This window comes from Niallia sp. FSL W8-0177, assembly GCF_038006285.1.
Lineage (GTDB): Bacteria > Bacillota > Bacilli > Bacillales > Cytobacillaceae > Niallia > Niallia circulans_A.
Map to the genome: position 1 here is coordinate 297,473 of NZ_JBBOUX010000001.1, position 26,072 is coordinate 323,544.

General features: G+C 34.3%; 23 protein-coding genes. 17 read left to right on the forward strand and 6 right to left on the reverse strand.

From position 1 onward, the window contains the following. Window positions 1–86: 86 nt before the first annotated feature. Both NST77_RS01465 and NST77_RS01470 read left to right on the forward strand, forming a co-directional pair. Window positions 87–602 (forward strand): hypothetical protein, encoded by a 516-nt coding sequence (locus NST77_RS01465; protein WP_123259882.1) that lies wholly within the window; start codon window positions 87–89, stop codon window positions 600–602. A 356-nt stretch (window positions 603–958) separates the two neighbouring features. After that, complete coding sequence (locus NST77_RS01470) at window positions 959–1,864, forward strand: phosphotransferase (RefSeq protein ID WP_163188049.1); 906 nt, start codon at window positions 959–961, stop codon at window positions 1,862–1,864. Between the two features lie 61 nt (window positions 1,865–1,925). Here NST77_RS01470 and NST77_RS01475 read toward each other — a convergent pair whose 3' ends face one another. Then, complete coding sequence (locus NST77_RS01475; RefSeq protein WP_163188051.1) at window positions 1,926–2,906, reverse strand: aldo/keto reductase; 981 nt, start codon at window positions 2,904–2,906, stop codon at window positions 1,926–1,928. 212 nt (window positions 2,907–3,118) lie between these two features. Here NST77_RS01475 and NST77_RS01480 point away from each other — a divergent pair, with 212 nt between their 5' ends. From NST77_RS01480 to NST77_RS01495, 4 genes are all read left to right on the forward strand, one after another. Further along, window positions 3,119–4,321, forward strand: a complete 1,203-nt coding sequence (locus NST77_RS01480; RefSeq protein ID WP_123259025.1) for an ROK family protein — start codon at window positions 3,119–3,121, stop codon at window positions 4,319–4,321. Window positions 4,322–4,517: 196 nt separating this feature from the next. Continuing rightward, the gene (locus NST77_RS01485; RefSeq protein WP_163188055.1) at window positions 4,518–5,282 is read left to right on the forward strand and encodes an SIS domain-containing protein; all 765 of its coding nucleotides are present in this window, start codon (window positions 4,518–4,520) and stop codon (window positions 5,280–5,282) included. 409 nt (window positions 5,283–5,691) lie between these two features. Next, a complete protein-coding gene (locus NST77_RS01490; RefSeq protein WP_095330227.1) occupies window positions 5,692–7,113 on the forward strand; it encodes a 6-phospho-beta-glucosidase in 1,422 nt (473 codons plus the stop codon). Window positions 7,114–7,249: 136 nt separating this feature from the next. Beyond that, complete coding sequence (locus tag NST77_RS01495) at window positions 7,250–9,184, forward strand: beta-glucoside-specific PTS transporter subunit IIABC (RefSeq protein WP_095330226.1); 1,935 nt, start codon at window positions 7,250–7,252, stop codon at window positions 9,182–9,184. Between the two features lie 43 nt (window positions 9,185–9,227). Here the strand turns inward: NST77_RS01495 and NST77_RS01500 are convergent, their stop codons facing one another. Beyond that, window positions 9,228–10,457 (reverse strand): anaerobic sulfatase maturase, encoded by a 1,230-nt coding sequence (locus tag NST77_RS01500; protein WP_095330225.1) that lies wholly within the window; start codon window positions 10,455–10,457, stop codon window positions 9,228–9,230. A gap of 256 nt (window positions 10,458–10,713) precedes the next feature. On the opposite strand from NST77_RS01500, the gene NST77_RS01505 reads away from it, so the two are divergent. The 9 genes from NST77_RS01505 to NST77_RS01545 all read left to right on the forward strand — a co-directional run bounded on the left by NST77_RS01505 (window position 10,714) and on the right by NST77_RS01545 (window position 20,962). Next, on the forward strand, window positions 10,714–12,180 hold the full coding sequence (locus NST77_RS01505; protein WP_286167796.1) for a sulfatase: 1,467 nt from the start codon (window positions 10,714–10,716) through the stop codon (window positions 12,178–12,180). A gap of 226 nt (window positions 12,181–12,406) precedes the next feature. After that, a complete protein-coding gene (locus NST77_RS01510) occupies window positions 12,407–13,015 on the forward strand; it encodes a chromate transporter (protein ID WP_095330223.1) in 609 nt (202 codons plus the stop codon). A 12-nt stretch (window positions 13,016–13,027) separates the two neighbouring features. Beyond that, on the forward strand, window positions 13,028–13,564 hold the full coding sequence (locus NST77_RS01515; RefSeq protein ID WP_095330222.1) for a chromate transporter: 537 nt from the start codon (window positions 13,028–13,030) through the stop codon (window positions 13,562–13,564). A 13-nt stretch (window positions 13,565–13,577) separates the two neighbouring features. Then, window positions 13,578–14,573, forward strand: coding sequence for a formylglycine-generating enzyme family protein (locus tag NST77_RS01520; protein WP_095330221.1), 996 nt, complete (start codon window positions 13,578–13,580; stop codon window positions 14,571–14,573). Window positions 14,574–15,223: 650 nt separating this feature from the next. Beyond that, on the forward strand, window positions 15,224–16,060 hold the full coding sequence (locus NST77_RS01525; RefSeq protein ID WP_123259028.1) for an AraC family transcriptional regulator: 837 nt from the start codon (window positions 15,224–15,226) through the stop codon (window positions 16,058–16,060). A 111-nt stretch (window positions 16,061–16,171) separates the two neighbouring features. Beyond that, a complete protein-coding gene (locus NST77_RS01530) occupies window positions 16,172–17,575 on the forward strand; it encodes a sucrose-specific PTS transporter subunit IIBC (protein ID WP_163188057.1) in 1,404 nt (467 codons plus the stop codon). A 16-nt stretch (window positions 17,576–17,591) separates the two neighbouring features. Then, entirely contained in the window at window positions 17,592–19,832 is a 2,241-nt protein-coding gene (gene bglX / locus NST77_RS01535) for a beta-glucosidase BglX (protein WP_163188060.1), read from the forward strand. Continuing rightward, complete coding sequence (locus tag NST77_RS01540) at window positions 19,833–20,033, forward strand: hypothetical protein (RefSeq protein ID WP_095330218.1); 201 nt, start codon at window positions 19,833–19,835, stop codon at window positions 20,031–20,033. It begins immediately after the preceding gene. 458 nt (window positions 20,034–20,491) lie between these two features. Then, window positions 20,492–20,962 carry an NUDIX hydrolase gene (locus NST77_RS01545; protein WP_341122681.1) on the forward strand — a complete coding sequence of 157 codons (471 nt, stop codon included), beginning with the start codon at window positions 20,492–20,494 and terminating at the stop codon, window positions 20,960–20,962. A 326-nt stretch (window positions 20,963–21,288) separates the two neighbouring features. On the opposite strand, the gene NST77_RS01550 is transcribed toward NST77_RS01545, so the two are convergent. Genes NST77_RS01550 through NST77_RS01560 form a run of 3 tightly spaced genes read right to left on the reverse strand, consistent with a single transcriptional unit; the run spans window position 21,289 to window position 22,629 of the window. Next, the gene (locus NST77_RS01550; protein ID WP_341122682.1) at window positions 21,289–21,816 is read right to left on the reverse strand and encodes a permease; all 528 of its coding nucleotides are present in this window, start codon (window positions 21,814–21,816) and stop codon (window positions 21,289–21,291) included. Further along, entirely contained in the window at window positions 21,813–22,295 is a 483-nt protein-coding gene (locus tag NST77_RS01555; RefSeq protein ID WP_163188064.1) for a hypothetical protein, read from the reverse strand. Before NST77_RS01555 ends, NST77_RS01550 begins: the two co-directional genes overlap by 4 nt. Beyond that, a complete protein-coding gene (locus tag NST77_RS01560; protein WP_123259041.1) occupies window positions 22,288–22,629 on the reverse strand; it encodes a PadR family transcriptional regulator in 342 nt (113 codons plus the stop codon). Before NST77_RS01560 ends, NST77_RS01555 begins: the two co-directional genes overlap by 8 nt. Window positions 22,630–22,924: 295 nt before the next feature. On the opposite strand from NST77_RS01560, the gene NST77_RS01565 reads away from it, so the two are divergent. Beyond that, on the forward strand, window positions 22,925–23,422 hold the full coding sequence (locus NST77_RS01565) for an AAA family ATPase (protein ID WP_123259867.1): 498 nt from the start codon (window positions 22,925–22,927) through the stop codon (window positions 23,420–23,422). Between the two features lie 109 nt (window positions 23,423–23,531). Continuing rightward, window positions 23,532–25,055, forward strand: coding sequence for an SIR2 family protein (locus NST77_RS01570; protein ID WP_123259043.1), 1,524 nt, complete (start codon window positions 23,532–23,534; stop codon window positions 25,053–25,055). A gap of 447 nt (window positions 25,056–25,502) precedes the next feature. Here the strand turns inward: NST77_RS01570 and NST77_RS01575 are convergent, their stop codons facing one another. Then, window positions 25,503–26,030, reverse strand: a complete 528-nt coding sequence (locus NST77_RS01575; RefSeq protein WP_163188066.1) for a TetR/AcrR family transcriptional regulator — start codon at window positions 26,028–26,030, stop codon at window positions 25,503–25,505. Window positions 26,031–26,072: the final 42 nt, after the last annotated feature.

The window sequence follows — 26,072 nt, forward strand, 5'->3', positions numbered from 1 at the left end:
ATAGTAAAATAGGATTCTAGTAATTTCCAATTAATAGCCTCAAGATAATTCCCCAGTTATACTAACATTTCCTATTGGAGGTAAAGATGAATAAAATTTCACAAGCAGAAGCAGTTAAATTAAAAAGTGTCCTTTCTAAGCGAATTCATGAACTAGAGGAGGAAATGGATAGAGTTGCATTTGTACAAGTTGAAGCAGGCAAGCCTATTCCGAAGCAAAAACGAACAATCCTTGATGTAGAGAAAGAGCTAGAAGAAGTACGAGCTGATTATCGATTGCTTGATAAATTAATGTATTGTGCCAATATCGAAAACGAAATTAGCTTTGAAAATACGAATATCACCATTGTGGAAGCAATTGAACTGGCGACACAGCTCCGCGCAAAGGCACGAAAATATAAAGAGTTTGCGGCAGCGGAAAAGGAAGAATACGTCTATTCTTATAGTGAAACAGTTCAACTAATGAAGGTAGCGACCTTTGAACCAGAGGAATATCGTATAAAAAGCTTAGAATGTGAACGAAAAGCAAACCGTTTATCCAATTTAATTAACAGCAAAAACTATCAAATTGAGCTAGAATTTGATGGGGAAAAATATTTTTAATTTTTTTTAGCATGCTTAACGGGCAGGCATCAAAATTGCTGCTCCTGCCTTGAAAAAGTGCGGAAGGAACGCCACTTACTTATCCATTTTTGCCTTGAATAGGTGAGACTCCTATTCAAGGATAGAAGGATTTCTCTTTTTGTGTACAAAGGTACGTTTACATGGTGCTGGCTAAACCAATGACCACTAACCTATTACTCGTTTACCCTTTACTTTTTACCAATTATTGCAATGGTGGTTGCGGACCATTTAGTCCTCTAATCCTTCTATGACGAAGCCGATCAAAGAATAGATTTTATTCTTTGGTTGGCTTTATTTTTGTTTATCATTAAAATGATTAGAAAGGAGGGAGTCTAATGCCAAATATATGGGAGCCCGAATACACCATAACAAAGGAGCAAGCTTCTCAATTGGTGGAGGAACAGTTTCCAATCAGTGTGTATTCTATTAGAGAAATAGGGGAAGGGTTTGATAATACAATCCTTCTCGTTAACGATTGTTATACGTTTCGCTTCCCAAGAAGAGAAATAGCGGTGAAACTTTTAACAAGTGAATGGGAGCTATTGCGGATTATTGCAGATCAGCTGCCTATCCCCATACCTAAGCCGGTTTATATAGGGTCAGCGAGCAGGATCTTTCCGCGAATTTTTATAGGATATGAGCATTTACCAGGAAATACTCCAGAAGGTTTAACGAATAAGGAAAGAATTCAGATGGCAAAGCCATTAGCACGCTTCTTGAAAAAATTGCATTCTTTCTCCACCGAGCAATTCAAGCTTGTTCCATACGATGAATTTGATCGACTTCATATTGATAAAAGAAAATCCCGCTTAATCGATTCGATTAAGAAGCTGCGTATGCATGAAGATATAGCTTTATTCCATTTAGTAGAAGACTATGCAAAAAAATTAACCCATATAGCAGTCCCAACTGTTCATGTCCTTACACATGGTGATCTCCATATTCGCAATATGCTTATTAATGAAAAAAAGGAACTAACGGGAATTATTGATTGGGGAGATACGCATATTGGTCATCCTGCCGTGGATTTATCGATTGCCTACAGTCTGTGCCCTTCTGAAGGGAGAAAACAATTTTTTACTAACTATGGCGAAGTAGATGATACTACGTTGAAACTCGCTCAGTTTAAAGCAATATTTACGACAATAACCTTGCTTATCTACAGTATAGATAAAAAAGATTGGGAACTTTATCAAGAGGGGAAAATTAGCTTATCTTTCGCTTTAATGGGAGAAAACTAATTTTTTTCCCTTTTTTAAAATAACCGGACGAACATTAATGGTTACGCCCGGTTAAAAAAAATTATTTGAACCCTAGAACTGGATGTGGGACATATGGTTCTTCTAAGCTAGCGATTTCTTCGTGTGACAATTGTAAAGAAAGTGCAGCAACCGCATCTTCTAGATGATGCAGTTTCGTTGCACCAATAATTGGAGCAGTAACAGGCTCTTTTTGTAAAACCCATGCAAGGGCAACTTGGGCACGAGGCACACTGCGTTTTTCTGCTATTGCTTTCACTCGCTCGACTACTTGACGGTCTGCTACTTCTGTTTGGGAGTATAATGTTCTTGCAAAGGCATCCATTTCTTTACGCGTACTTGTGTCTTCCCAATCTCTAGTTAAGCGGCCGCGTGCCATCGGGCTCCAAGGGATAACTCCAATACCTTCTTCTTTACAGAGGGGCAGCATTTCTCGTTCTTCTTCTCGGTAGAGCAGATTTAAGTAATTTTGCATGGAAACAAAACGAGTCCAGCCATTTTTCTCTGCTACATGATTTGCTTTTAAAAATTGCCATGCAAACATGGAGGATGCACCAATGTAGCGGGCTTTGCCAGCTTTGACAACATCATGTAATGCTTCCATTGTTTCTTCAATAGGTGTTTCATAATCCCATCTATGTATTTGGTAGAGGTCAACATAGTCGGTGCCAAGCCTTTTTAAACTATTATCAATTTCACTCATAATTGCTTTGCGGGAAAGACCAGCTCCATTAGCACCTGGACGCATTCTTCCATGTACCTTTGTAGCAAGCACAACTTCATCACGATTGGCAAAATCACGCAATGCCCGTCCTACTATCTCTTCACTTGATCCATCAGAGTAGACGTTAGCAGTATCAAAAAAGTTAATGCCAAGCTCCAATGCTTTTTTGATAAAGGGACGACTATCATTTTCTGTTAATGTCCATGCATGTCCGCCACGATCGGGTTCCCCATAACTCATACAACCAAGACAAAGACGAGAGACTTCTAAACCAGTAGATCCTAATTTAACATAATCCATTTGCTACTCCTCCTTTTGTTTTATTATAAAAGAGTGGCTATTCATTATGCGAGAGAAATGAATTAGGTCTTAAATAAAGAATCCATGTTAGTCTTTTTTAAAGAGTAATATAAAAATAATTGGAGAAGCAGCTGGAGTTTAAGGGATTTTGATAAAGGAATGATTTAATTCTTCCATATTATTCAATAGGTATGATATATTAACAAAAAAACATGGAACAGAGTGATGATATGTTAAAGGAATTTTTATTAGATACTTCCGAGAAAAATAATATCAAAAAACAAATTTATAAATACATTCATTTACATAAAAGAGCCTCTAAGAACGAGATGTTACAAGTATTTCATTTACCTCAAACAACTTTAACAAGAATTATCTATGAATTACATGATAAAGGATATATATACAATGATGGAAAAGGAGAACCAACAGGAGGAAGGCCACCTACCTATTATGCGGTTCTGCCAGATGCTGCATATGTGATTGGGATTGATATATCTAGGACACATGTAACTTGTATTCTTACTAATATTGCCTTTGAAGAATTAGGAAAGATACAAACAAAGCTTGAGACTACAGATACACCAGATAGATTAGTTCCTAAATTGATTTCGGATTTAAGGAAGTTATTAGAGATGCATAAGATTGAGGAAGAGTACTTACTCGGAATAGGGATAGGTTCTGTTGGCCCGCTGGATAGGGAAAAAGGAATCATTCTTAATCCTGATAGTTTTGCAGCTAGTGCATGGAATAATGTACGAATTGTAGATATTCTAAAACAGGAATTTCCTGTGCCAATCACTTTAAACAATGGTGCAAATACAGCAGCATATGCAGAATACTACTTAAACAGTTTGTTAGATGATTCTATTTTGTATTGTATCAATGGATATGGTGTTCGAACTGGATTTTTAGAAAGAGGAATAATCGGCAATAATCATGAAGGTGATTCGAGTGCAGCTGGGCATATCGTTATTGATATTAATGGAAGACAATGTATTTGTGGAAAAAAAGGATGCTTAGCCACTTATACAACCTATGAAGCACTATTGGAAAAAATAATGGAGAAAAAGGAAGTTTCTTTTCCAAAAAAGGAAATCAATGCTTTTGAATATATTATAGAAGCAATAGAAAAGAATGATCCATTAGTAAAAGAGTTAGTTTTAGAATCAGCCTATTACTATGGTATTGGGATAAGTAATATGGTTAATATATTGCATCCTACAAAAGTGTTTTTGCATGGAAAATTAATATATCAATATCCTTCTTATTATCAAGAAGTAGTAAAAACGATTAAAAATAATGTATATCAAAAAGATACTATTATTATTCAAAAAAGCACTATAGGAGAAAAATCCGTTGCTTTAGGCGGTGCAATCGAGCTTTATAATACTTATTTTAATATGCATAACTAATTACATCCATTAGTTAATTTGTTCTGCATATTACGAGGTGGGATGAGGAGAATATTCTTCATCCTTATTTCTATTTTGGTAATAATCAAAGATAAAGAGATAACTTTCATCCATTTTGAAAAAAAGTTGTGATAATATAATTACATATAGTTTTAGGAATACTAGAACTTAAAAAGGTGGATAAAGGGGTTATCTAATGAAACTCGAAAGTTTGGTAAATGAACGATATAATTCTTTTAGCGACGGAGAAATGGAAATAGCAAAATATATCTTACAAAATAAAGAAATCATCCATACGTTAAGCATTAACCAGCTTGCAAATAACAGTTTGTCATCTAAATCATCAGTCCTGCGATTTGCTCAAAAACTAGGTTTTTCTGGATTTACCGAGCTGAAAAATTTCATGAAATGGGGGAATTTTTTTTCAGATAATCCTGTTGTTAATAGTAGTCTAGGCGAACAAATCGTAAATAGTGTTACTACTACAATTGAACATTTAAAAAATATGAATATGGACGAAATGTTTCAAGCAATTGATAGCAGTGAACATATTTATATTATTGGCACAGGCTGGGCACAACAGAACCAAGCCTCTGAATTACAAAGAATGTTCTTAGGTGTGGGGAAAGAGATGCAGGTGCTTCCTTTTGGGCATACAAGCCTTTATCAACTAATGATCGAAAGAATGTGTGATAAAGACTTACTTATAGTCTTTTCCGGATCGGGCAATAATCCGATTCTAAAGGAAGCATTGACTACCCCTATTCTAAAGAATGTCAAAATAGTTGGGATTACTGCCAACTCCAATAATTGGTTAGCCAATCATTCGACATTTAATATTTATGCCTATATAGATTCACCAACAAGTATGAGAAATATTTATTCTTTATATAGTCCAATTCATGCCATTATTGAAATGTTAGTCTATAGTTATGCCGAATATCTGAATAGAAAAACATAATTACTGTTTAGTTATGATCAAGAGATTAAACTTCAAATAAATTACGATTCCAGTCATAAATATAATAAAGCTATTTTTATGGCTTCGTCCTTATTCAAACCTAGTCCTTATAAAAAGGCTAGGTTTTTTTGTATATAAAAGGAAGAATCACATCGAAGATATAGTTTGGATATCTAGAATATTCCCAAACTATGAAGCGCTTTCCCAAGATTGCTAGAAATGATCCACAAATAGCAGGAATAAATTATAATTCGTTTAGAAGGCGCTTTCGTAAATGAAAAGAATTAAACATTATTATTTCATTGTATAAAGGATAAACAAGAAACAAGGTATTAGAGCGAGTGAATTAGTAATCTAGAAGGATAGTTACAGGCAAGATTCTAGAAGAGCAAAGAAAGGGAGACGCAGAATGAGTTTACCAAAGGACTTTTTATGGGGTGGAGCCATTGCCGCTAACCAGGCTGAAGGTGCTTATCAAGAAGGCGGAAAAGGACGAGCGTTAGTAGATATTTTGCCTGCAGGAAAAGAACGCTGGGAGGCATTATATAATCCTAAAAAAGCTTTAGAAACAAAATATGACTATTATCCAAGTCATAGGGCAATTAATTTCTATCATACGTATAAAGAGGATATAAAGTTATTTGCTGAAATGGGATTTAAAGTCTTTCGCACATCTATTTCCTGGCCGCGGATTTTTCCAAATGGGGATGAACTGGAGCCCAATCAGGAAGGACTTAAATTTTACGATGATCTCTTTTCTGAATGCCATAAGTATGGAATGGAACCACTTGTTACAATAAACCATTTTGATACACCGCTATATTTGGTTGAAAAGTATGGTGGCTGGAGAAACCGTAAACTCATTGAATATTATGAACGATATGCAAAGGTAGTTTTCGAGCGTTATAAAGATAAAGTGAGATATTGGTTAACATTTAATGAGATTAATATGCTTCTTCATATTCCGTTTTTTGGTGGAGGATTAATAATCGATGATGATGAAAATGCTGATCAAATAAAATTTCAAGCAGCACATCACCAGCTTGTTGCCTCCAGTTTGGCAACGAAAGCAGCAAGAGAAATAAATGGCAGCAATTTTAAGATTGGATGCATGTTAGCTGCTGGTGAAATTTATCCATACTCTTGTCATCCTCATGATCTATTGAAATCAGTGAAAGAAAATCAAAAACAATATTTCTTTATTGATGTTCAGTCACGCGGTGCTTATCCGTCTTATACTAAACGGATGTTTCGTGAATTAGGTGTGAATTTGCAGATGGAAGCAGATGATGAGCGATTACTGAAAGAATATACAGTTGATTTTATTTCGTTTTCTTATTATTCGTCGCGCTTAACGAGTGCAGATCCTGCTATCAATGCAGGTAATAAATCTGGTAATGCGTTTGGTTCCCTACGAAATCCGTATCTTGAAGTATCTGAGTGGGGATGGCAAATTGATCCAATCGGGTTACGAGTAACGATGAATAACTTGTATGATCGTTATCAGAAGCCACTATTCATTGTAGAAAATGGATTAGGTGCGGTAGATAAACTGGAGAATGAAACGATTGAAGATGACTACCGAATTGATTATATGAGAGAACATCTTAAACAAATGATGGAAGCGGTTGATGACGGAGTAGACTTGTTAGGCTACACCTCTTGGGGATGTATAGATCTTGTTAGTGCAGGATCTGGTGAAATGAAAAAACGCTATGGTTTCATTTATGTAGATCTAGATAACGAAGGAAATGGGACAGGCAAACGATATAAGAAAAAGTCATTTGATTGGTATAAAAAAGTAATTGAGACAAATGGGGAAGAATTGTAATTCCAGTTAAAAAACCAAGCGTTCCAGCATTGATGAGATTATTGGAAAGCGCTAATAGTTTTACTGGTTAATATTTATGCCTATTAGTGGGGTTGGATATCTCTAGTTTTAGAAAAATTAGAAAGAGGGCTCAAAGATGAAATATGAACAATTGGCGAAAGATATTATTAAAAACGTCGGTGGAAGAGAGAATGTCAACAGTGTTGTCCATTGTGTAACGCGATTACGGTTTAAATTAAAAGATGAAAGTAAAGCGAATACAGACATACTAAAGAACATGGAAGATGTTATCACTGTTATGAAAAGCGGCGGGCAATATCAGGTAGTAATTGGAAATCATGTACCTGAGGTATATAAAGCGGTTGTAGAAGTTGGGAATTTTCAATCTAATTCATCTTTAGTAGAAGAAGATTCAGGAGAGAAGCAAGGACTTTTTAATAAATTTATAGATTTGATTTCTGGTATTTTTGCTCCGACGCTAGGTGTATTAGCAGCAACTGGTATGATAAAAGGGGTAAATGCTTTATTTGTAGCATTGGGCTGGTATGCAAATACATCAGGGACATACCATATTCTTAATGCCGTTGGGGATTCCTTATTTTACTTCTTCCCTATTTTCTTAGGATATACAGCAATGAAGAAATTTGGTGGTAATCCTTTTATTGGAATGGCAATCGGAGCTGCATTAGTTTATCCGACATTATCCGGATTGACTGCAGGTGATCCGCTGTACACCTTATTTGCAGGAACACTTTTTGAATCGCCAATTCATATAACATTTCTTGGAATACCGGTCATTTTAATGTCTTATTCTTCTTCTGTAATTCCTATAATAATTGCAACCTATGTTGGATCAAAGCTAGAAAAGTGGTTCGCGCAAGTAATTCCAGCAGTTGTTAAAACTTTCTTAGTACCTTTCCTTACGTTGTTAATTAGTGTACCATTAACATTTATTTTTATTGGCCCAATTGCAACTTGGTTAGGTAAGCTATTAGGAGAATTGACTCTGTGGGTCTATGATTTAAGCCCGATTATTACAGGTATTGTAGTTGGTGGTTTGTGGCAAGTATTTGTTATGTTTGGCTTGCATTGGGGATTAATTCCGATTGCTTACAATAATATTGCAGTACATGGCAGTGATTATATCTTAGCATTTAATTCAGCAACATCTTTAGCAACAGCTGGGGTTGTGTTAGGTGTTTTAGTCCGTACAAAGCAAAAAAAATATAAAACATTAAGTATTCCAGCTTTTATCTCCGCGATATTTGGTGTTTCCGAGCCTGCTATTTATGGAATTACCCTGCCGTTAAAAAGACCATTTATTATTACCCTTATTACTTCTGCTATAGGTGGATGTATTATGGGAATTATGGGAACAAAGGCATATACAATGGGAGGACTTGGTATTTTTGGTTTGCCGACCAAAATTAACCCCACTGATGGCTTCGATATGGGATTCTGGGGAGCAGTCCTCGCGATGACATCCAATTTAATAGTAGGGTTTATTCTAACATACTTATTTGGCATCGATAAGAATAAAGAAAAAGAAGAATTAGCAAAACAAGAACAAGCTGCAAAGGAAAAAGAAAGTCCAAACAATCCGCAAGGTACTGCTAGTAATGAAGAAATATATAGCCCTCTTAAGGGAGAAGTAAGAATGTTAGCAGATGTAGAAGATGCAGCATTTTCTTCGGGGACACTTGGAAAAGGGGTTGCCATTAATCCCGCAGAAGGAAAATTAATATCGCCGGTGGGCGGAACAGTTACGGCCCTCTTTCCTACGAAACATGCTATCGGGATTACAACAGACGCAGGAGCGGAAATTTTAATTCATATAGGAATGGATACGGTACAATTAGGAGGGAATTACTTCACAGCTTATGTTAAAGATGGAGATCGAGTAGAAAAGGGCCAGTTATTAATAGAATTTGATATGGATAAAATCCAAGAATCAGGTTATTCATTAATTACGCCAGTTGTTGTTACTAACTATGATCAGTACAGAGATATAATAGTTGCAGCCGGACACAAGATTAATTTTGGCGGAACCTTAATGGCGCTAGAAGCTTAATATAACATGGAAAAGGAAGGTATATCCTTCCTTTTTTTTATTACTAAACAGTGAGCAGCGCACAACATTTTTTGTATTTTTTACCACTTCCGCAAAAACATAAACTATTACGGTCTGGGAGAGGATGACCTTCTCTTATCAATTGCTGTTTCCATTGGCTTTTAATGGTCCTAGTTAATCTATTCATCCGGTCAGATGAATATTGGTAGATGATCTTAAAACTTTCGCAAAAGTAATCATAATTAGCATCTTCTGTCCAATTACGATTTCGGGGACATCCTCCATGGCAGAATGATAAGAACTCACAATCAAGGCATCTTTCAGCTAAATCCTCTTTCTTAGTTAGGAATGTATTATAGATAGGGCTTGATAAGATATCAGTTAGGCTATCTTCTCCGATGTTTCCTAACCGAAGATCTTCTGTGATATAAAAATCACATGGATAGGCATCGCCATTTGATTCTAGTATTAGTGTTTTGGGACAAGTTTTTCGATGTGTGCATAAGGCAGCCTGCTGATGCAAGGATACACTTAAATATTCATCAAAAAAACGAATAGAAGTTTCAGGGCTACCATCATTGAACCAAACATCGAAGACATCACATAAGAATTTTCCATATTCTTTTGGAGTAATTAAAAATTTTCCTGGTGCATCTATATCTTGAGATTGAAAATCCATACAAGGAATGAACTGAATATAACGGAAATCCTCTTCCTTATAAAAAGCCATTAATTCTTGACCTTTTAAGACATTATCTTCATGGACAACCGTTAGAATATTAAACTCCACACCTGCTGCTTTTAAATGAGAAATCCCGCGCATTACTTGCGCAAAACTGCCTTGTCCCCCTCTATTTGGCCGTCTTTTATTGTGTATTTCTTTAGGACCATCAATACTTACCCCAATTAGAAAATTATATTCCTTAAAGAAATCAGCCCATTCTTTTGTAATAAGGGTCGCATTTGTCTGCAAGGAGTTACTAATAATTGACCCATTTTTGCCATATTTCTTTTGTAACTCAATTACTTTCTCAAAAAAGGGAAGCCCTGCTAATAAAGGTTCACCACCTTGCCACACAAAAGTCATAAATCCATTGCTATAGGAGGAATACTCCTTTATAAATTTTTCTAAAACGTCTAAATCGAATGTTTGAATTGTACTCTTATTTTCACACTTACTGTAATAGCAATAATCACAAGCCAGGTTGCAAGCCTCTGATACCGTTTTTAAAAGTACAGTAGTTAAGGGTGCTGCTATTGGAGAATGAATCATATTAAACTACCCACCTTATCCATGTATTATCTATTTATTACAGCATAAAGCATTGGATTTATATATGATTAAAGTCACAGTGAAAATATACCAAATAGAAATTAGTCTTTATTGTCCCAAAATGATGGATAATTTCCCAACCTGCCTGAAACCGACCAAAAATAGGGAATGCAATTATATAATAAATTTATGTTATTCATAAAATAGTAATTACACAGAGAGGAGAAGAAATAATAAAATGCGAGCAGTTATGATAATGTTTGATACTTTATCTCGAAATTTTCTTCCGAATTATAATAACAATTGGGTGCATGCTCCCAATTTTAAGCGATTACAGGATAAAACAGTAACATTTGATCATTTTTATGGTGGCAGTATGCCTTGTATGCCAGCAAGAAGAGAACTGCATACAGGGAATTATAACTTCCTGCATCGTCAATGGGGTCCCCTCGAGTCGTTTGATCGTTCTGTATTTGAAGAATTGCAGAAAAATGATGTGTATACACATTTAGTAACAGATCACTCTCATTATTTTGAGGATGGAGGTGCTACTTATCATAATCGCTATTCTACCTGGGAAGGATTTCGCGGGCAGGAAGGCGATAGATGGATTGCAAGAGGGGAAGCACTCCCAAACGAAAACAACCATAAATTAAATAAGCAAGGATTGTCTGTGATCCAGCATTTTGCAAACAGAACAAGACAACAAGAGGAAGAAGAGATGTCAAGTGTTCAAACAATTGCAGCTGGTTTAGACTTCTTACACACACATAAGGAAAAAGATAATTGGTTCTTACAGATTGAATGCTTCGATCCACATGAACCGTTTTATGTACCAGAGAAATATAGAAAAATTTATGATTGTGAAGATAAAAAAGATATCCCTTATTGGCCAGCTTACCAGCAATTAAATGATGGGGATTATGAAGAAAAAGATATAGAAGACATGCAAAAAGAGTATGCTGCTTTAATTAGTATGTGTGACTATCACCTCGGTAAAGTACTAGATTATATGGATGAACATGATCTGTGGAAAGATACGATGCTTATTGTCAATACAGATCATGGATTCTTATTAGGAGAACATAATTGGGTTGGTAAGAATATTGCTCCCTTATATGAAGAAATTATTCATATTCCATTTTTTATTCATGTACCTAAAATTACTATAGGTGGAACTAGATGTTCGGCGTTATCGCAAACGATCGATATTCCTGTGACTTTGATGGATTATTTTCATGTTCCCTATGATAATAAACTCCTGCTAGGGAATTCGCTCCTGCCGATTCTTGAAAAAGAGAAAGAAGAAAATCATAAGTCCATTTTGTTTGGCACTCACGGTTCTTATGTAAATATCCATGATGGAAGATATACTTATATGAGAGCTTCCAGTCAGGAAGAAAATGGTCCCCTATATAATCATACTTTAGCAGTCACCGCGATAAGGGGATTCTTAGATCAAGAAGCAATAAATAAAGCGGAATTAAAACCAGGAACAAGATTTACAAACTATTCCCCTTACTTAAAAATTCCAGTGAAGAGTTATTATAATTCTTATAAGACTGGCAGCTTATTATTTGATATCCAAAATGACCCGAAACAAGAAAAGCCTATAGTTGATAAAGAATTGGAAAAGGAAATGAGTCATAAATTAGTAGATCTAATGCAGAAGAGCGATGCGCCAGAAGAGCAATATATACGTTTGGGATTAGAAAGAAGATAATTTATAAATTTAAGTGAGGACTCTTTGGTTATGCATATATAATTAAGGAGTTCTCATAGAGTAAGACGAGATTTATAGATAGTTCATGCCTAGAAGTTTTATGAATTTCTAGATGTTTATTGCTTAATTTGCACACTTTTATCCAAAATGGATAAAAGTGTGCTATAATGAAAGAAAGAACAGAAAACTCATTCGTTCTATTCTGAAATAGACGGAGGGAGATTATATGAAGTTGAAAGTATCGTTGTTTCAAATATTTTGGGTGTTCTGCAAGATGAGCCCTGTTACCTTTGGCGGTGGCTATGCGATGATCCCCATTATAGAGAAAGAAATAGTAGTCCGAAAAAAATGGATGAAAATGGGAGAGATATCAGATACGTTAGCACTTGCGGGAACAGCACCTGGAGCTATTGCAGTAAATGCGTCTATATTTATTGGATATCGCCTAGGCGGAATTCTAGGAGCATTGGTTGCTATGCTAGGCGCCCTTCTTCCAACATTTCTGATTGTATTAATTCTAGGCAGTCTATATTTATATTTTCAAGACAATGTCTTTGTAAATGCAGCATTTAAGGGGATTAGTGGAGCAGTAGTGGCGCTTATCGGTTATGCGGCAATAAAGATAGGAAAGACGTCCATTATTGATAAATCAACCGCCGTATTATCAATTGTGATGATAGTAAGTATGATTATATTTAATCTTCATCCTATCGTGGTTATCCTACTAGGTGCTTTACTAGGAATCATGATTGCAAAAGTTAAAGAGAAACTAGGAATGGCTGTGAAGCTGGAAAAAGAGGAGAGTCAAGTTCACGAAGCAGATCAAGCAAGTTAGGGGGAGGATAGCATGCTCGTTCAACTATTTTTATTTTTTTTATTAATCGGAACTGTTTCTTTCGGCGGCGGCTATGCAATGATCCCTGTTATTGAGCAGGGGGTATCTGCTAGAGGCTGGATAAGTACGAATGAATTTACTGATATAATGGCGATTGCCGGCATGTCTCCAGGTCCAATTGCAACAAATAGTGCCACATTAGTTGGCTATCAGCTAGCAGGAGTTCCTGGAGGAATTATTTCTTCTTTAGCAATGACGATTCCTTCCCTGGTCATCATCCTGTTAATGGCTATTTGTTTTACAAAAGTAAATGAATATAAATTAGTAAAACAGAGTTTTTATGGACTAAGACCAATTGTTACTAGTTTAATTGTTTATGCTGCTTGGAAATTTGCTTATTCGAATCATGTTATTTCTTTAAATGTTAATATGGAAATGATTTCTCTTTTGCTTATATGTTTGGTCTCTCTCTATTTTTTATGGAGATGGAAGGCTCATCCTTTATTTGTTCTATTAGGTGCTGGCATCGCAGGGATTTTTGTTTTTTAGGAAGGAGACAAGTATGGATAAGGAATTACAAAGCAAATCATGTTGTTCTGCAAGTAGAGAGTCAATGGACTTTATAAATTTCGGAAGAGAAGATGCTACTTTCACAAAAAATAGTTCTTACTCCCGCAAAAATATGCTTCTTCTTCAAGGAGGAGAATTCTTAATGGGAACAGAGGATCAAGATGGTTTTCCCTTAGATGGAGAAGGACCAATCAGGAAAGTTAAGATAAGCCCCTTTTATATGGATAAATATGCAGTTACTAATGAGGAATTTGCACGTTTTATAGAAGAAACAAATTATAAAACAGATGCAGAAAAATTTGGCTGGTCCTTTGTATTTCATTTGCTGTTAGCAAAGGAAGATGCTGCTATATATACAAGAGCTCCCAGAAATACACCTTGGTGGCGTGTAGTAGAAGGAGCATATTGGAAAAAGCCAGAAGGTCCCAATTCTTCGATAGAAGATCGTTGGAATCACCCTGTTGTTCATATATCTTGGAATGATGCCATGGCTTATTGTAAGTGGGCTGGCAAAAGGCTGCCAACAGAGGCTGAATGGGAGTATGCAGCCCGCGGAGGATTAGAACAGAATAAATATCCATGGGGGAATGAGCTAAATCCGAACGGGAAGCATATGTGTAATATTTGGCAAGGGGAGTTTCCTACAGTGAATACCATAGAAGATGGTTATTTAGGGACAGCGCCAGTAGACAGTTTTGAAGAGAATGGATATGGTTTCTACAATATGGCGGGAAATGTCTGGGAATGGTGTTCAGACTGGTTTCATCCCACATACCATCAGAAAGATTCCCTGCAAGATCCAAAAGGACCTCCAAATGGTAACACAAAATCGCTGCGTGGCGGATCCTACTTATGCCATGATTCCTATTGTAATCGCTATCGAGTGGCAGCAAGGACAAGCAACACGATAGATAGCTCGAGTGGCAATTTAGGTTTTCGATGTGCCGCAGATGTGGATGAAGTAGAAGTAAATCAAAACAGAAAATGAGTATTTAGCAAAGATGATATAGATGGAATTAGAATTAGAATTAGACTCTACATTAATGTACAATCATAATATCTATAAGTTTAGGAAATACGAAAATTAAGGTTGTGAATGAATGATAGAGTTTTTTGCTATTTTTGGTTTTTATTTACTACCAGTTTATTGCATTATTTTCTGTTTAAATCTAGTATCCTTATTAAAGAAAATACAAGAGGAAGATAGCACTACTAAAAATACAATATGGTTTACCATTTCTTTTATTTTTATCATAATGACCGTTGCCTCCCTTATAGCTGTTAATTAAAAGAGGATGGAAGTAATGATGGGGAAAGGCTTAGTCTTTTAATCGTTTGATTAAAGATAAGCGTAAAATCAAAAAGCTAGAACGAGATTCCAGCTATTGAATATATCAGTAATGTGAATAAAGAACGGTATGAAAACCAATATAAAATGGGACTTTCTTTATAAAGGGAGTCCTTTTTTGTATTAGAATAGATGACATTAGAATTTAAAGATTATAATCAATTCTGTTTGAAATGAGAAAGCGATTAATAAGTTTTTATTAATACACTGATTGTTTTAAATTCTTTCATTTTATTAATCTGCTATAATGTATGGAAAATGTTTAATAGGGGCGAAAGGATAAATTACTGATGGGTGAACTATATGAATATATTGAAATAAATCAGAAAAAAACAATAAAATTTTTCTCATTCAAAGCCAAAGATACAGAAAGAATTATACCTATGCATTGGCACGATAGTCCTGAACTAATTTATTGTGTAGAAGGAAAGCTAAAAGTCTGGTATGAAGGGAAAATTGTTACCCTAGGAAAGGGAGATTTGCTATTAATCAATTCTAATACCCCACATTCTACCCAAAGTATAACTCATAATCATGTATGCATTATTCAGTTTCCTGGAAATTTTCTTGAAGAAGAAAATAAATCGATTCATTTAAGCACTTGCGAAAACAAATATGATGCGCAAGTAATAGACTATACTAGGAAAATAATAACTGAAATTATAGAATACCATGTATCGACGAACGAATATGACTACTTATTGGAACAGAGTAAAATACTTCATTTAAAATATTTATTGGTAACAAATTTTTCCTCTGGAGCTAATGGGAAATGTGAAGATAATAATCGAAAACAATTAAAATTGAAGCAACTTGAAATTGTAATAAGGCATCTAAAAAATAACTATAAAGATAATCCTAGCTTAAAGGAAATTGCCAATGCTTGTGGATATTCTGAAGCGTATCTCTCTCGATTATTTCATACAATAACAGGACAGACTTTCATAGATTTTAAAAGAAATCTTTGTTTAGAAAAAGCAATTGAGCTTATGAATACAACAGATAAAACCATTACACAAATTGCCTATGAATCAGGTTTTTCAAATGTAAAATCATTTAGAAACTATTTTCGATCAACTATGAATATTAATCCCAAATACTATAAAAGGTCAAAAAATGACCCTTAATTAGTAAGAAAATGCAACGTAATGTAAACGTATTCCTGTTATCCTTGTTTGTGTGGTTAGCGTAAATTACGCGTGTTTTTGATAATTAATAAACAGAAATGAGGGGGAGAAATGAGTAATAAAAATTATAAAAATATTGCTCAAGAAGTAATACGTGGTATTGGTGGGACTGACAACATTATTTCGATGGCTCATTGTGCTACTAGGCTAAGATTAATTGTAAAAGATAGGGATATAATTGATGATGAATTGATTGAAAATATTGATTTTGCTAAAGGTTTCTTCTTTACTTCTGGTCAATATCAAATTATTTTTGGAACGGGTACAGTAAATCATGTTTATGATGCGATGTTACAAGAAGGCGTATCTGGAACAACAAAGTCTGAATTGAAAGAGATTGCTTCAGATAAAGATGATAATATCTTTTTAAGAATGATACGTTTGTTCGGCGATGTATTCGTGCCAATTATACCGGCATTGGTAGCTACTGGGTTATTTATGGGAGTAAGAGGATTGATTTTACAACCTGATATCCTCGCAGTATTTGGTTTAACGCCAGATCATATTTCAGATAATTTTATTAAGTTTACTCAAATATTAACAGATACTGCTTTTGCATTTCTTCCTGTATTAGTTTGTTGGTCTGCTTTCAAAGTATTTGGAGGTTCGCAATTATTAGGAATTCTGTTAGGGTTAATGCTTGTACATCCAAGTTTGCCCACATCATGGGATGTTGCACAAAATGTAGCAGAGCCTTTAAAATTTTTCGGAATTATAAAAGTTGCAGGCTATCAAGGCTCTGTTCTTCCTGCATTTATTGTTGGGGCTTTGGGAGCAAAGGTGGAAGGATTTATTAGAAAAAGAGTGCCAAGTGCTCTCGATTTAATTTTATCTCCGTTCTTCACTTTATTAATTATGATAGTTTTAGCGTTTTTCTTAATTGGTCCTGTTTTTCATGAAGTAGAATTATTATTATTACATGCAGTAACATATGTTTTAGAATTACCATTTGGTATTGGTGGTTTAATTTATGGTGGGATTAATCAAGTAATCGTTATAACAGGATTGCACCATCCTCTTAATTTAATTGAAATCCAAATGCTTGCTGATACAGGAAAAAATTTGGTTAACCCGATAAGTACTGCTTCGATCTGTGCTCAAGCAGGAGCTGCATTTGCAGTCGCGGTCAAATCAAAAAATGTGAAAACTAAGGCTATTGCATATCCCTCCACTATGTCTGCATTACTAGGAATTACTGAGCCAGCTATTTTTGGTGTTACATTAAGATACGGGAAGCCTTTTATTATGGGATTAATAGGGGGTGCTGCTGGTGGATTTGTAGCTGGGTTAATGCACTTATCAGCCACAGGAATGTCTATCACAGCTATTCCAGGGACTTTGCTATTTCTGAATAGTCAAATTTTTGGATATTTATTAGTATCCCTAATCGGGTTTGGTGTGGCATTTATTCTTACCTATCTTTTTGGATATAAAGATAACCAACAAACAAAATAATAAGGAGGGAGTATCGATGCAAAAAAATGAAGTTATGGCTCTAATCGATTCTCTTTCCGTTGAGGAAAAAATCGGTCAACTTGTGCAATTAACTGGAGATTTTTTTACTAATGAAACGGAAGAAACGATAACTGGTCCAATAAAAAAATTAGGATTAAATGAAAATTATAATATTTATCATACAGGATCAATCTTAAATATTACTAATGCTCATGAAATAATTAAAATTCAAGAGAAATATTTAGAAAACTCAAGCCATAAAATTCCTTTGCTTTTTATGGCAGATATTATTTATGGATTTAGAACTATCTTTCCCATTCCATTGGCACAAACTTGTAGTTGGAACTTTGATTTAATAGAAGAAGCAGCTTCCATTAGTGCTAAGGAATCGTATGAAGAAGGATTACACGTTACATTTTCTCCTATGGTTGATATTGTAAGAGATCCAAGATGGGGCCGTGTTATGGAATCTCCTGGAGAAGATACGCTTATGGCCGAATTATTTGCAGAAAGAGTAATAAAAGGACTTCAAGGTAATTCCGAGCAAAAAATACCGAAAAATAAAATTGCTGGATGTGTTAAACACTTTGCAGCATATGGAGCTCCTATAGCAGGGCGTGAGTATAATGCAGTAGATATGTCTGAGCATACATTGCGGGAGGTATATTTACCGGGTTACTTATCGGCAGTAAAAGCAAAAGTGAAGCTTGTTATGACGGCATTTAATACTTTAAATGGCGTACCTTCAACCGGTAACGAGTGGTTAAATAAGATGATATTAAGAGATGAATTTAAATTCGCGGGAGTACTTATTTCAGATTATGCAGCTGTTGAGGAATTAATTACTCATGGCTATGCTAATGGACCGAAAGAAGCAGCGCAGCTAGCATTAAAAGCAACAGTTGATATTGATATGAAAACATCGGTTTTTGCTAATGAATTAGGTGCAATTGTTAACAACAATGAGCAAATGATGGATTTACTAAATAAAGCAGTTTATAGGATTTTATCCTTAAAAAATGATCTGGGCTTATTCGAAGATCCATATAGAGGATTAAAAGAAAGATCAGCAGAAAACTCTAGTATCTTATGTTCTGAGCATAAAAAGACTGCTTTAATGTTAAGTGAGGAATCGATTGTTTTATTAAAGAATAATGGCGTCTTGCCATTAGAAAAGGGCAAAAAGGCTGCAATCATTGGACCATATCACGATGAAAAATCAACGCTAGGTATGTGGGCTATCAAAGGTGACATAAATGACACTATTACATTGAAAGATGGGATAAATGAGATTGTAGGGAATAATAAGAATCCTTTTTGCAGAGGATCACATCTAATAGAGAAGGAAACGGCACACTTACTTGGAAAATTTGAAGATAAAATTCCAAATGAAAGAATAAGTAATGATGAATTAATAGAAGAAGCTGTTAACTTAGCAAAGGACTCTGAAATTGTAATACTAGCATTAGGTGAAAGTATTTTTCAGAGTGGTGAAGGTGGATCACGTACAGAGATTACATTACCTAAACCTCAACAAAAATTATTCGATGCTATAAAAAAATTAAATAAACAAATAATTACTATCATTTATAGTGGACGTCCGTTAATTTTAACCGACGTAGAAAAACACTCAGATGCTCTTATACAGGCTTGGTTTCCAGGTATTATGGGAGGAAAGGCCTTAGCGAATATTCTCTATGGGATAAGTAATCCATCAGGAAAGCTGTCGATGTCTTTCCCAAGGAGTGTTGGACAAATACCAATCTATTATAATGAGTTAAACACAGGGAGACCAGATCTGCCAGAAAATGCTTTTTATCGCTTTGCTTCACGATATATTGATGAATCTAATAAACCATTATTCTCTTTTGGCTATGGATTATCTTATACAACTTATCAGTATAACTCTGTCTCACTTAATAAAAAGTTAATAAGGCAAAATAGCCATGATGAATTAATTGTAACAGTTGAGGTTGAAAATACTGGGGATTATGACGGTTATGAGATTGTGCAGCTTTACATAAGAGACCAGTTTGGCAGTACTGCTAGACCAGTAAAGGTACTAAAAGACTTCAAAAAGGTATTTATTAGAAAAGGCGAAGTGAAAACAATCTCATTTACAATTACAGAGGAGCAATTGAAAATTTATCAAAGTGATTTAAGCTTTGCTAGCGAGCCAGGTCAATTTGATGTTTATATCGGTTCTAGTAGTGAAGATTTACCTTTAAAAGAAAGCTTTGAATTAATTCAAAGCTAAATGAATTTATATAGAAATGCAATAAGTATAAGGCTGGAATATAACCACTTTTCCTTAGTTTTATGTATAAATTCACTACCATTAAAAGGTTTTCAAATTATAGGGGAAGAAACTCAATTACTAAATGATTTTATGGAATTGTTCGGTTCGGGTATAAAGGCTGCCGAATGGGGAAATCAAGAGTTACCAACGATTCATTAATTAATTCAGCTACTAAGAATTCAATTAAACAGAATAGAGCAAAATTTAGAAGATCGTTTAGATGATGAGATAATACCCTACACTACTTCTACAGGTCTTACCCTATCAACAGTGAAAGAATTAGTAAGTTTTTGTCTATATCATGAAGGAATGCATTTTAATGCAATTAAATCGATCAAAAGGAATATTTAGGATCACTAAAATAATAGCATTAAGAAATATATGTTAACTCTACATTGGTAGAATAAAAAATAAAAACGAAACGTCTAACCCCTTGATACATAAGGGTTAGACGTTTTCTTTATTATACCATAATTAAGATTAAGAAGGATTAATGCTTTTTTATTAAGTTATTAAACAAAAGGGAATTAGTGGAAGACGGAAAAATATAACTTGAAATACCATTTTATTCTATTTGGTATATAATTAACTTGTATTTTATATATAGGAGGAAATTTATGACTACATCTAGTGACTACATTCGCTATATTCGTGGAAAAGTGGGACAAGATTTAATATTTCTTAATTTTGCTGGAGGTATTGTTTATAACGAACGAAATGAGATTCTCTTACAAAAAAGGGGAGATGGAAATGAGTGGGGTTTTCCAGGCGGTGCTATGGAACTAGGAGAATCTCTTGAAGCAACAACAAAACGAGAAATTCTTGAGGAGACAGGATTAAATGTTAAGGTTGAACATCTTATTGGTGTCTACTCTATATATTCTGCTGAGTTTCCGAACGGAGATAAAGCTCAGACTATTACTCACTTTTTTCAATGTAAGCCAATTGATGGGGAACTTACTGCAGATGGTATTGAGACATTGGATTTGAAGTACTTTCCAATAAATAAAATACCGAAATTATTCACTAAGCAACACGAAGATGCCTTAGAAGATTGGCTTTGCAAAAGAAAAGGTGTATTTAAATAAGTTCAACTTCAAAATAATTATACATAGTCTTTAACCGAGGCTTTCTATAATAGATACTACGAGTACAATCCTAAGTAATCTAATAGTTTCTCGTTCAATGGCTTCACCCATAGAAACATATAATTGCCTTCCACCGGGAGATTATCAAGAGGGTTTCAGGCATTTTGGGCGAAGTGTATGTGACGTTAAATTAAATGAGTTTCTATAATTCGTTGGAGTTTTATTTGTATTGCTTTTAAAAAGACTAATAGAGTGTTATCAATTTAATGACTACAGCTACTAAAGAATTTGGAATTGTGGGGTTTAAAATACTAAATGATTTAAATCTATTTTCCGATAGTTGTATCATACTTTAGCAACTTTTGTTGGCTATACATTTTTTCAAAAAGAATTCCTGTTAAATAGTAAAACACGATTCCGAAACAAATATGAATAAGTGTGAATTTAGGACCAAATGAAGTAAATTCATACACTAGAACTGGCAATTTCACTGTTGACCAAGCCCCTAAAAAAAACACTATATAGCGGATGCTAGCTCCTTTTCTCAATAAAAGTACTGCGATTGGAAAGGCTATATAAAGAGGTCCAGCAGCTACTGTTGCTAATAATAAGGTGAAGAGGACACCAATTATACCTGATTTTTCCCCCATATATCTAACGAGTGTTTCTTTCTTTACCCATTGGTCCAATAATCCCACTAATATAAATACTGGAGGAAGTAGAATTAACATATCCAAAATATTTTTACCAGTTAACTGAACTGTTTTTGCAGCAATCGTTTGATTCATAAATGCTATAAGCAGAAGCCCTAATAATAAAATGAGAAAGAAGCGATATCTTTTTAGCTTTTTCATGTCATCACCACCCAAATAATTAATGCAAATAGAAGAGACATTATTATGGCAGAAATATTTCGGGCATAAGCAAAACTTTGACCAAAAGTTTTTTGCTCCATAAATAAACTTGCCAGTCCTACAGACATTAATGTCGACATTAATACAGCAACTTGTGGAAGAGCAGCGCCATTTTGAACTAATGTATGTCCAAGAGGAAAAACGATAAAGCTTGGGACTATAGCAATTGATCCAATGATTGTTGAGTAAAGGATACCAAGTAAACCGGAATTTTCCCCAATAATGGAAGAAATAAGAGACGGTGTCAATAAAGAAAGTGCGAGCCCAACGAAGAGCATAATGGCTAATAAATCCGGTAAAACATTGCGAAACATTTTCCATGAGCTTAATAAGGCTACCTTTGTTTTATATTTGTCTTTTATAAAAGACAGGCTCAGATAAATTGCAGTTATCGTATATAAAACAATTCCATTAACCATTATTTTCGCAATTCCATTTTTTGTATTTTTCTAGGAAAAATGATAAATTTTTAATTTTTTCTTGAATATCAATTTGAAATTCTTCTAATTTTCTTTTTCCAAGTGTAGTGATTTTATACATCCTTACCGGTTTATCTTGATCAGAAACATCTAAATAAGAATCAATGGCACCTTCTTCCTCTAATTTTTTTAGTGTGCGATATAGTATGGCGCTATCAATTGGATTGATGGGAAGCTCTTCCTTACATTTTTGCAACAGTTTTCCACCATAATTATCTCCCTCCATTAAAAACAGCAAAAGAAATGCACCAGTATGTCTCCCTGTATGTTTCATAAAAAATTGAGCCCCCTAATTTTAATGTAATGAACTTTTTATCAATATATTACTGTTATTAACAGTATAGTGTTATTGTTGGTTATGTGTCAATCTTTTTATAATGAAAATTAAATGTGAGGCTTACATTTTAACTAGACTTATATTTAGGAACAGAAGGTGCTACGGCATCTCTTTTTATGGAATTAAAGAGCGGGTTTGCTAAAAAAGGAAAATAAACGATATCGGTAGAATAAGTATACTGGATATAAATCTTAACGTTTAAATATTAATAAGAGGAGAATAACTAAAAAAAATGAAAAAATTGGGGACTCTATACTTTTTCTGTGGAAAAATGGGAGCTGGAAAATCAACTAAATCAAAGCAATTGGCGATAGATAAACATGCGGTACTGTTTTCTGAGGATGAGTGGCTTTCATCTCTTTATCCCAATCAAATTGCATCATTTGAGGACTATCTAAAATTCTCAGCGCAGCTCAAGCCATTGGTGAAAAAGCATGTCCAAAACATATTAAGTGTTGGTACAGATGTAGTAATGGATTTTCCAGCAAACACTCAAAAACTGCGAAAGTGGTTTTTTGATATGGCGTCAGAGGTCAATGCAAGCCATCAACTAATTTTCCTTAATCTAAATAACGAGCAATGCTTACGTCAAATCGCACAAAGGCGTAATGAACAACCAGAAAGATCAACTTTTGACACAGAAGCGGTGTTTATTCATGTTACTAAATTTTTTGAAGCACCAGAGGCATCTGAGGGTTTAAATATTTTAGAATATAGCGGAAAAGAATAACAAGGAGTTCAATGATTCATGTATGTAGAGTGCTTTTTTGGGGGAGGTGTTCTAACTTTTTGAATATTGAAGTAAAATAATAGAAAATAGATGGCTGAGGTGAAGATGCTTGAGTTTACCAACATTATCAGTATTTTTCGGAGCAGGTGCAGAAATAGGTTATGGTTTACCTTCTGGAGGGAAGTTTGCATTAGAAATATTTAGAGTTTCAAATGAAAAAGATAAAGAAACGTTTAGAAGCCAGATTCAAAGCCTAGACTCTAGGTCACAGATTGCTACTCAATGGCTTCCAGATAACTATGCGAGTAAGAGATTAAATGTTTTTGGAAAAGGAGAGTTTGAAGGCCTTATTGCCTCAAGTTTAGAAAATAGAAGAAGCAACATTTTGGATTATCTGGATCATTTTGATGAAAACGTTTCCGATCTGTTAAATAAATGGAAGTTTAATGAAACAATAATACGTGATAAGTTTACAAACGAAACAGGCGAACAAATTGGTGATATGAGATATAATCAAGCAATTCGGTTAAATGAGAAGCTTGCTTCCAGTGTATTGTTGTTTGAATCTGACTATTTTTCAGCATTCTTAAGATTATTAGAAAAATATCCAACAGATCGTTATTTGAAAAGAATTGTAAGGGCTTTTTTGGAATTATTGGTTGGAGCAATTGGTCAAAGTCTTGTTTCGCAGCTAAACGAAGAATTGTTTACTGCAGCACCTGATGAATTAAACGTATTTGATGATTTATCAGGGGTTTTTTCTTTGAATTATCAAGGTGTTGGACAAACTGGAATGGAAATTGTAATTGAAGAAACCTCTATTGATTTAAAGGAAGATACAGACGGACTTACAGTGTTTAGAGAACTTGGTAGAAGCATATTAGAAGAAATTTATTGCCAAGCAATGGATTACCAAGCTTTAATAGATAGTCATTTTAGATATCTGTATAATCCGAAAGCGCAATGGGCTAAATTTAGTCGGATTGCTATATTCCTTCATACTGTTCAAAGATATATTACTAACAAAGTCCATGTTGATGAAACAAGAATTTCAGATGGTCCCGGATATTATCACGACTTAATAAATTTAAGAAATTATTTTCATATTAAAGCTGTGGGAACTACCAATTATAACAATTTTGTACAACAGGTATTAGCAGGGACAGAATTAGCAGAAACACCTGTGTATCATTTAAATGGAAGTGTAAATGAATACTATGATCCATACAAAAATGAAATTTTAACAGAACCTTCTTCCGAGGAGAGACAAGGAAGAATTCTTGTACCATTTATGTTTACTCAAAGTGGAGTTAAACCTTTGACTTCTGTCAGTATGTCAAGAAAGTATGTTAATCTTTATGATCATTTTGTTGAATCAGACATAGTATGTGTGATTGGTTATGGTTTTAACGGAGATGATGGCCATATAAATGGAATGTTCAGAAGCTTGGTAGAGATAGAAAATAAAAGTTTAGTCATTTTACACTATAAAAGCGATAATCGTACGCAGCAGCAACTTTTAAGGTATTATCAACAAAAATTACGTTTAAGTTCTTCTGGGAACTTAAGAGTCGTTTTGGTAGATAATAACCGTATATTTAATGGAGATATTTGGTACAACGCCCTATTATAGAGGGTTTCTTTTGACCGAAAAGCTATTGCAATGTGTGTAATAAAGAAGTTGAACTTAAACGTTATAAAATAATAAAATCAGGCAATTGTTTAAAACAAGCTGGAGGAGTTAAGGCGAAAAATGTAAATAACGGTTCTAGTGTTAAGGAAAAGTAGGGGAGAAAGCTTCAAGTTTTACAAGATAATTAAATTTGCGGCGAAAAGCTATTAATAGCCTTTTATCGGCTAGCACGATTATAAATCCCCTACTAAACACGACAGTAACTATGATTACGCACTTACTAACACAGAATTTTGTTAGGTTAAAAGTCTTTCAAAAAGTTTAAAGCTGTTAATCACGAAAAAATCAACAATATCTCTTTAGAAAAGGAAATGGTATTTCGTGTTCTTACTATCGATACTCCCCAAGAGAAGCAGCCCATATTTAAACCAAGATTATATAATAAATTTATGTAATGATGGAAAAGATTATATCTTTTAATTCAGCAGCAATTTCTGATGGATCTGTGTTCAATTCATCTTCAGCTAACCACCATTCAATAGTTCCTAGAATAGTTGATATGATAGCCCTTCTTTTCAAAATACTAACAACGCGGAGATCAAATAAATCGGAAGTTTCAATAAAGGAAGATATAGATGACTTGAGTTCGTGTTGGAATAGTTGATACCCTTCATTCCTCAATAAGGGTTCAATAAAATTGTAATTTTCCTTTAAGTAATCAAAAGCTAAAGTAAGTGAGTTAATAGTCATTTCTTGATTATGAAGACAGTATTGGTCCATTTGATTTATATAGGTTTTAATGGTTTTTTCTAGTAATTCATATTTATCCTGATAATGAAGGTAAAAAGTGCCTCTGTTAATATCAGCTAATGTTGTAATTTGATTTACTGTGATTTTATCAAACGGTTTCTCATTAAGTAATAAGAAAAAAGTGTCTATTATTAGCTTTTGCGTTCTCCTTTTTCTTCTTTCCATCTCCACACCTCAACAATTTTAGTATGATGTTCATTAATCAAC

Excerpts from the sequence above, each read along its gene's own strand:
- NST77_RS01555 (WP_163188064.1), bottom strand. The coding sequence starts at position 22,295 with ATGGTTAATGGAATTGTTTTATATACGATAACTGCAATTTATCTGAGC.
- NST77_RS01520 (WP_095330221.1), top strand. The coding sequence starts at position 13,578 with ATGGATAAGGAATTACAAAGCAAATCATGTTGTTCTGCAAGTAGAGAG.
- NST77_RS01510 (WP_095330223.1), top strand. The coding sequence starts at position 12,407 with ATGAAGTTGAAAGTATCGTTGTTTCAAATATTTTGGGTGTTCTGCAAG.
- NST77_RS01550 (WP_341122682.1), bottom strand. The coding sequence starts at position 21,816 with ATGAAAAAGCTAAAAAGATATCGCTTCTTTCTCATTTTATTATTAGGG.
- NST77_RS01565 (WP_123259867.1), top strand. The coding sequence starts at position 22,925 with ATGAAAAAATTGGGGACTCTATACTTTTTCTGTGGAAAAATGGGAGCT.
- NST77_RS01475 (WP_163188051.1), bottom strand. The coding sequence starts at position 2,906 with ATGGATTATGTTAAATTAGGATCTACTGGTTTAGAAGTCTCTCGTCTT.
- NST77_RS01530 (WP_163188057.1), top strand. The coding sequence starts at position 16,172 with ATGAGTAATAAAAATTATAAAAATATTGCTCAAGAAGTAATACGTGGT.
- NST77_RS01575 (WP_163188066.1), bottom strand. The coding sequence starts at position 26,030 with ATGGAAAGAAGAAAAAGGAGAACGCAAAAGCTAATAATAGACACTTTT.
- NST77_RS01495 (WP_095330226.1), top strand. The coding sequence starts at position 7,250 with ATGAAATATGAACAATTGGCGAAAGATATTATTAAAAACGTCGGTGGA.
- NST77_RS01500 (WP_095330225.1), bottom strand. The coding sequence starts at position 10,457 with ATGATTCATTCTCCAATAGCAGCACCCTTAACTACTGTACTTTTAAAA.
- NST77_RS01465 (WP_123259882.1), top strand. The coding sequence starts at position 87 with ATGAATAAAATTTCACAAGCAGAAGCAGTTAAATTAAAAAGTGTCCTT.
- bglX (WP_163188060.1), top strand. The coding sequence starts at position 17,592 with ATGCAAAAAAATGAAGTTATGGCTCTAATCGATTCTCTTTCCGTTGAG.
- NST77_RS01480 (WP_123259025.1), top strand. The coding sequence starts at position 3,119 with ATGGAACAGAGTGATGATATGTTAAAGGAATTTTTATTAGATACTTCC.
- NST77_RS01545 (WP_341122681.1), top strand. The coding sequence starts at position 20,492 with ATGACTACATCTAGTGACTACATTCGCTATATTCGTGGAAAAGTGGGA.
- NST77_RS01505 (WP_286167796.1), top strand. The coding sequence starts at position 10,714 with ATGTTTGATACTTTATCTCGAAATTTTCTTCCGAATTATAATAACAAT.
- NST77_RS01525 (WP_123259028.1), top strand. The coding sequence starts at position 15,224 with ATGGGTGAACTATATGAATATATTGAAATAAATCAGAAAAAAACAATA.
- NST77_RS01560 (WP_123259041.1), bottom strand. The coding sequence starts at position 22,629 with ATGAAACATACAGGGAGACATACTGGTGCATTTCTTTTGCTGTTTTTA.
- NST77_RS01470 (WP_163188049.1), top strand. The coding sequence starts at position 959 with ATGCCAAATATATGGGAGCCCGAATACACCATAACAAAGGAGCAAGCT.
- NST77_RS01515 (WP_095330222.1), top strand. The coding sequence starts at position 13,028 with ATGCTCGTTCAACTATTTTTATTTTTTTTATTAATCGGAACTGTTTCT.
- NST77_RS01490 (WP_095330227.1), top strand. The coding sequence starts at position 5,692 with ATGAGTTTACCAAAGGACTTTTTATGGGGTGGAGCCATTGCCGCTAAC.
- NST77_RS01485 (WP_163188055.1), top strand. The coding sequence starts at position 4,518 with ATGAAACTCGAAAGTTTGGTAAATGAACGATATAATTCTTTTAGCGAC.
- NST77_RS01540 (WP_095330218.1), top strand. The coding sequence starts at position 19,833 with ATGAATTTATATAGAAATGCAATAAGTATAAGGCTGGAATATAACCAC.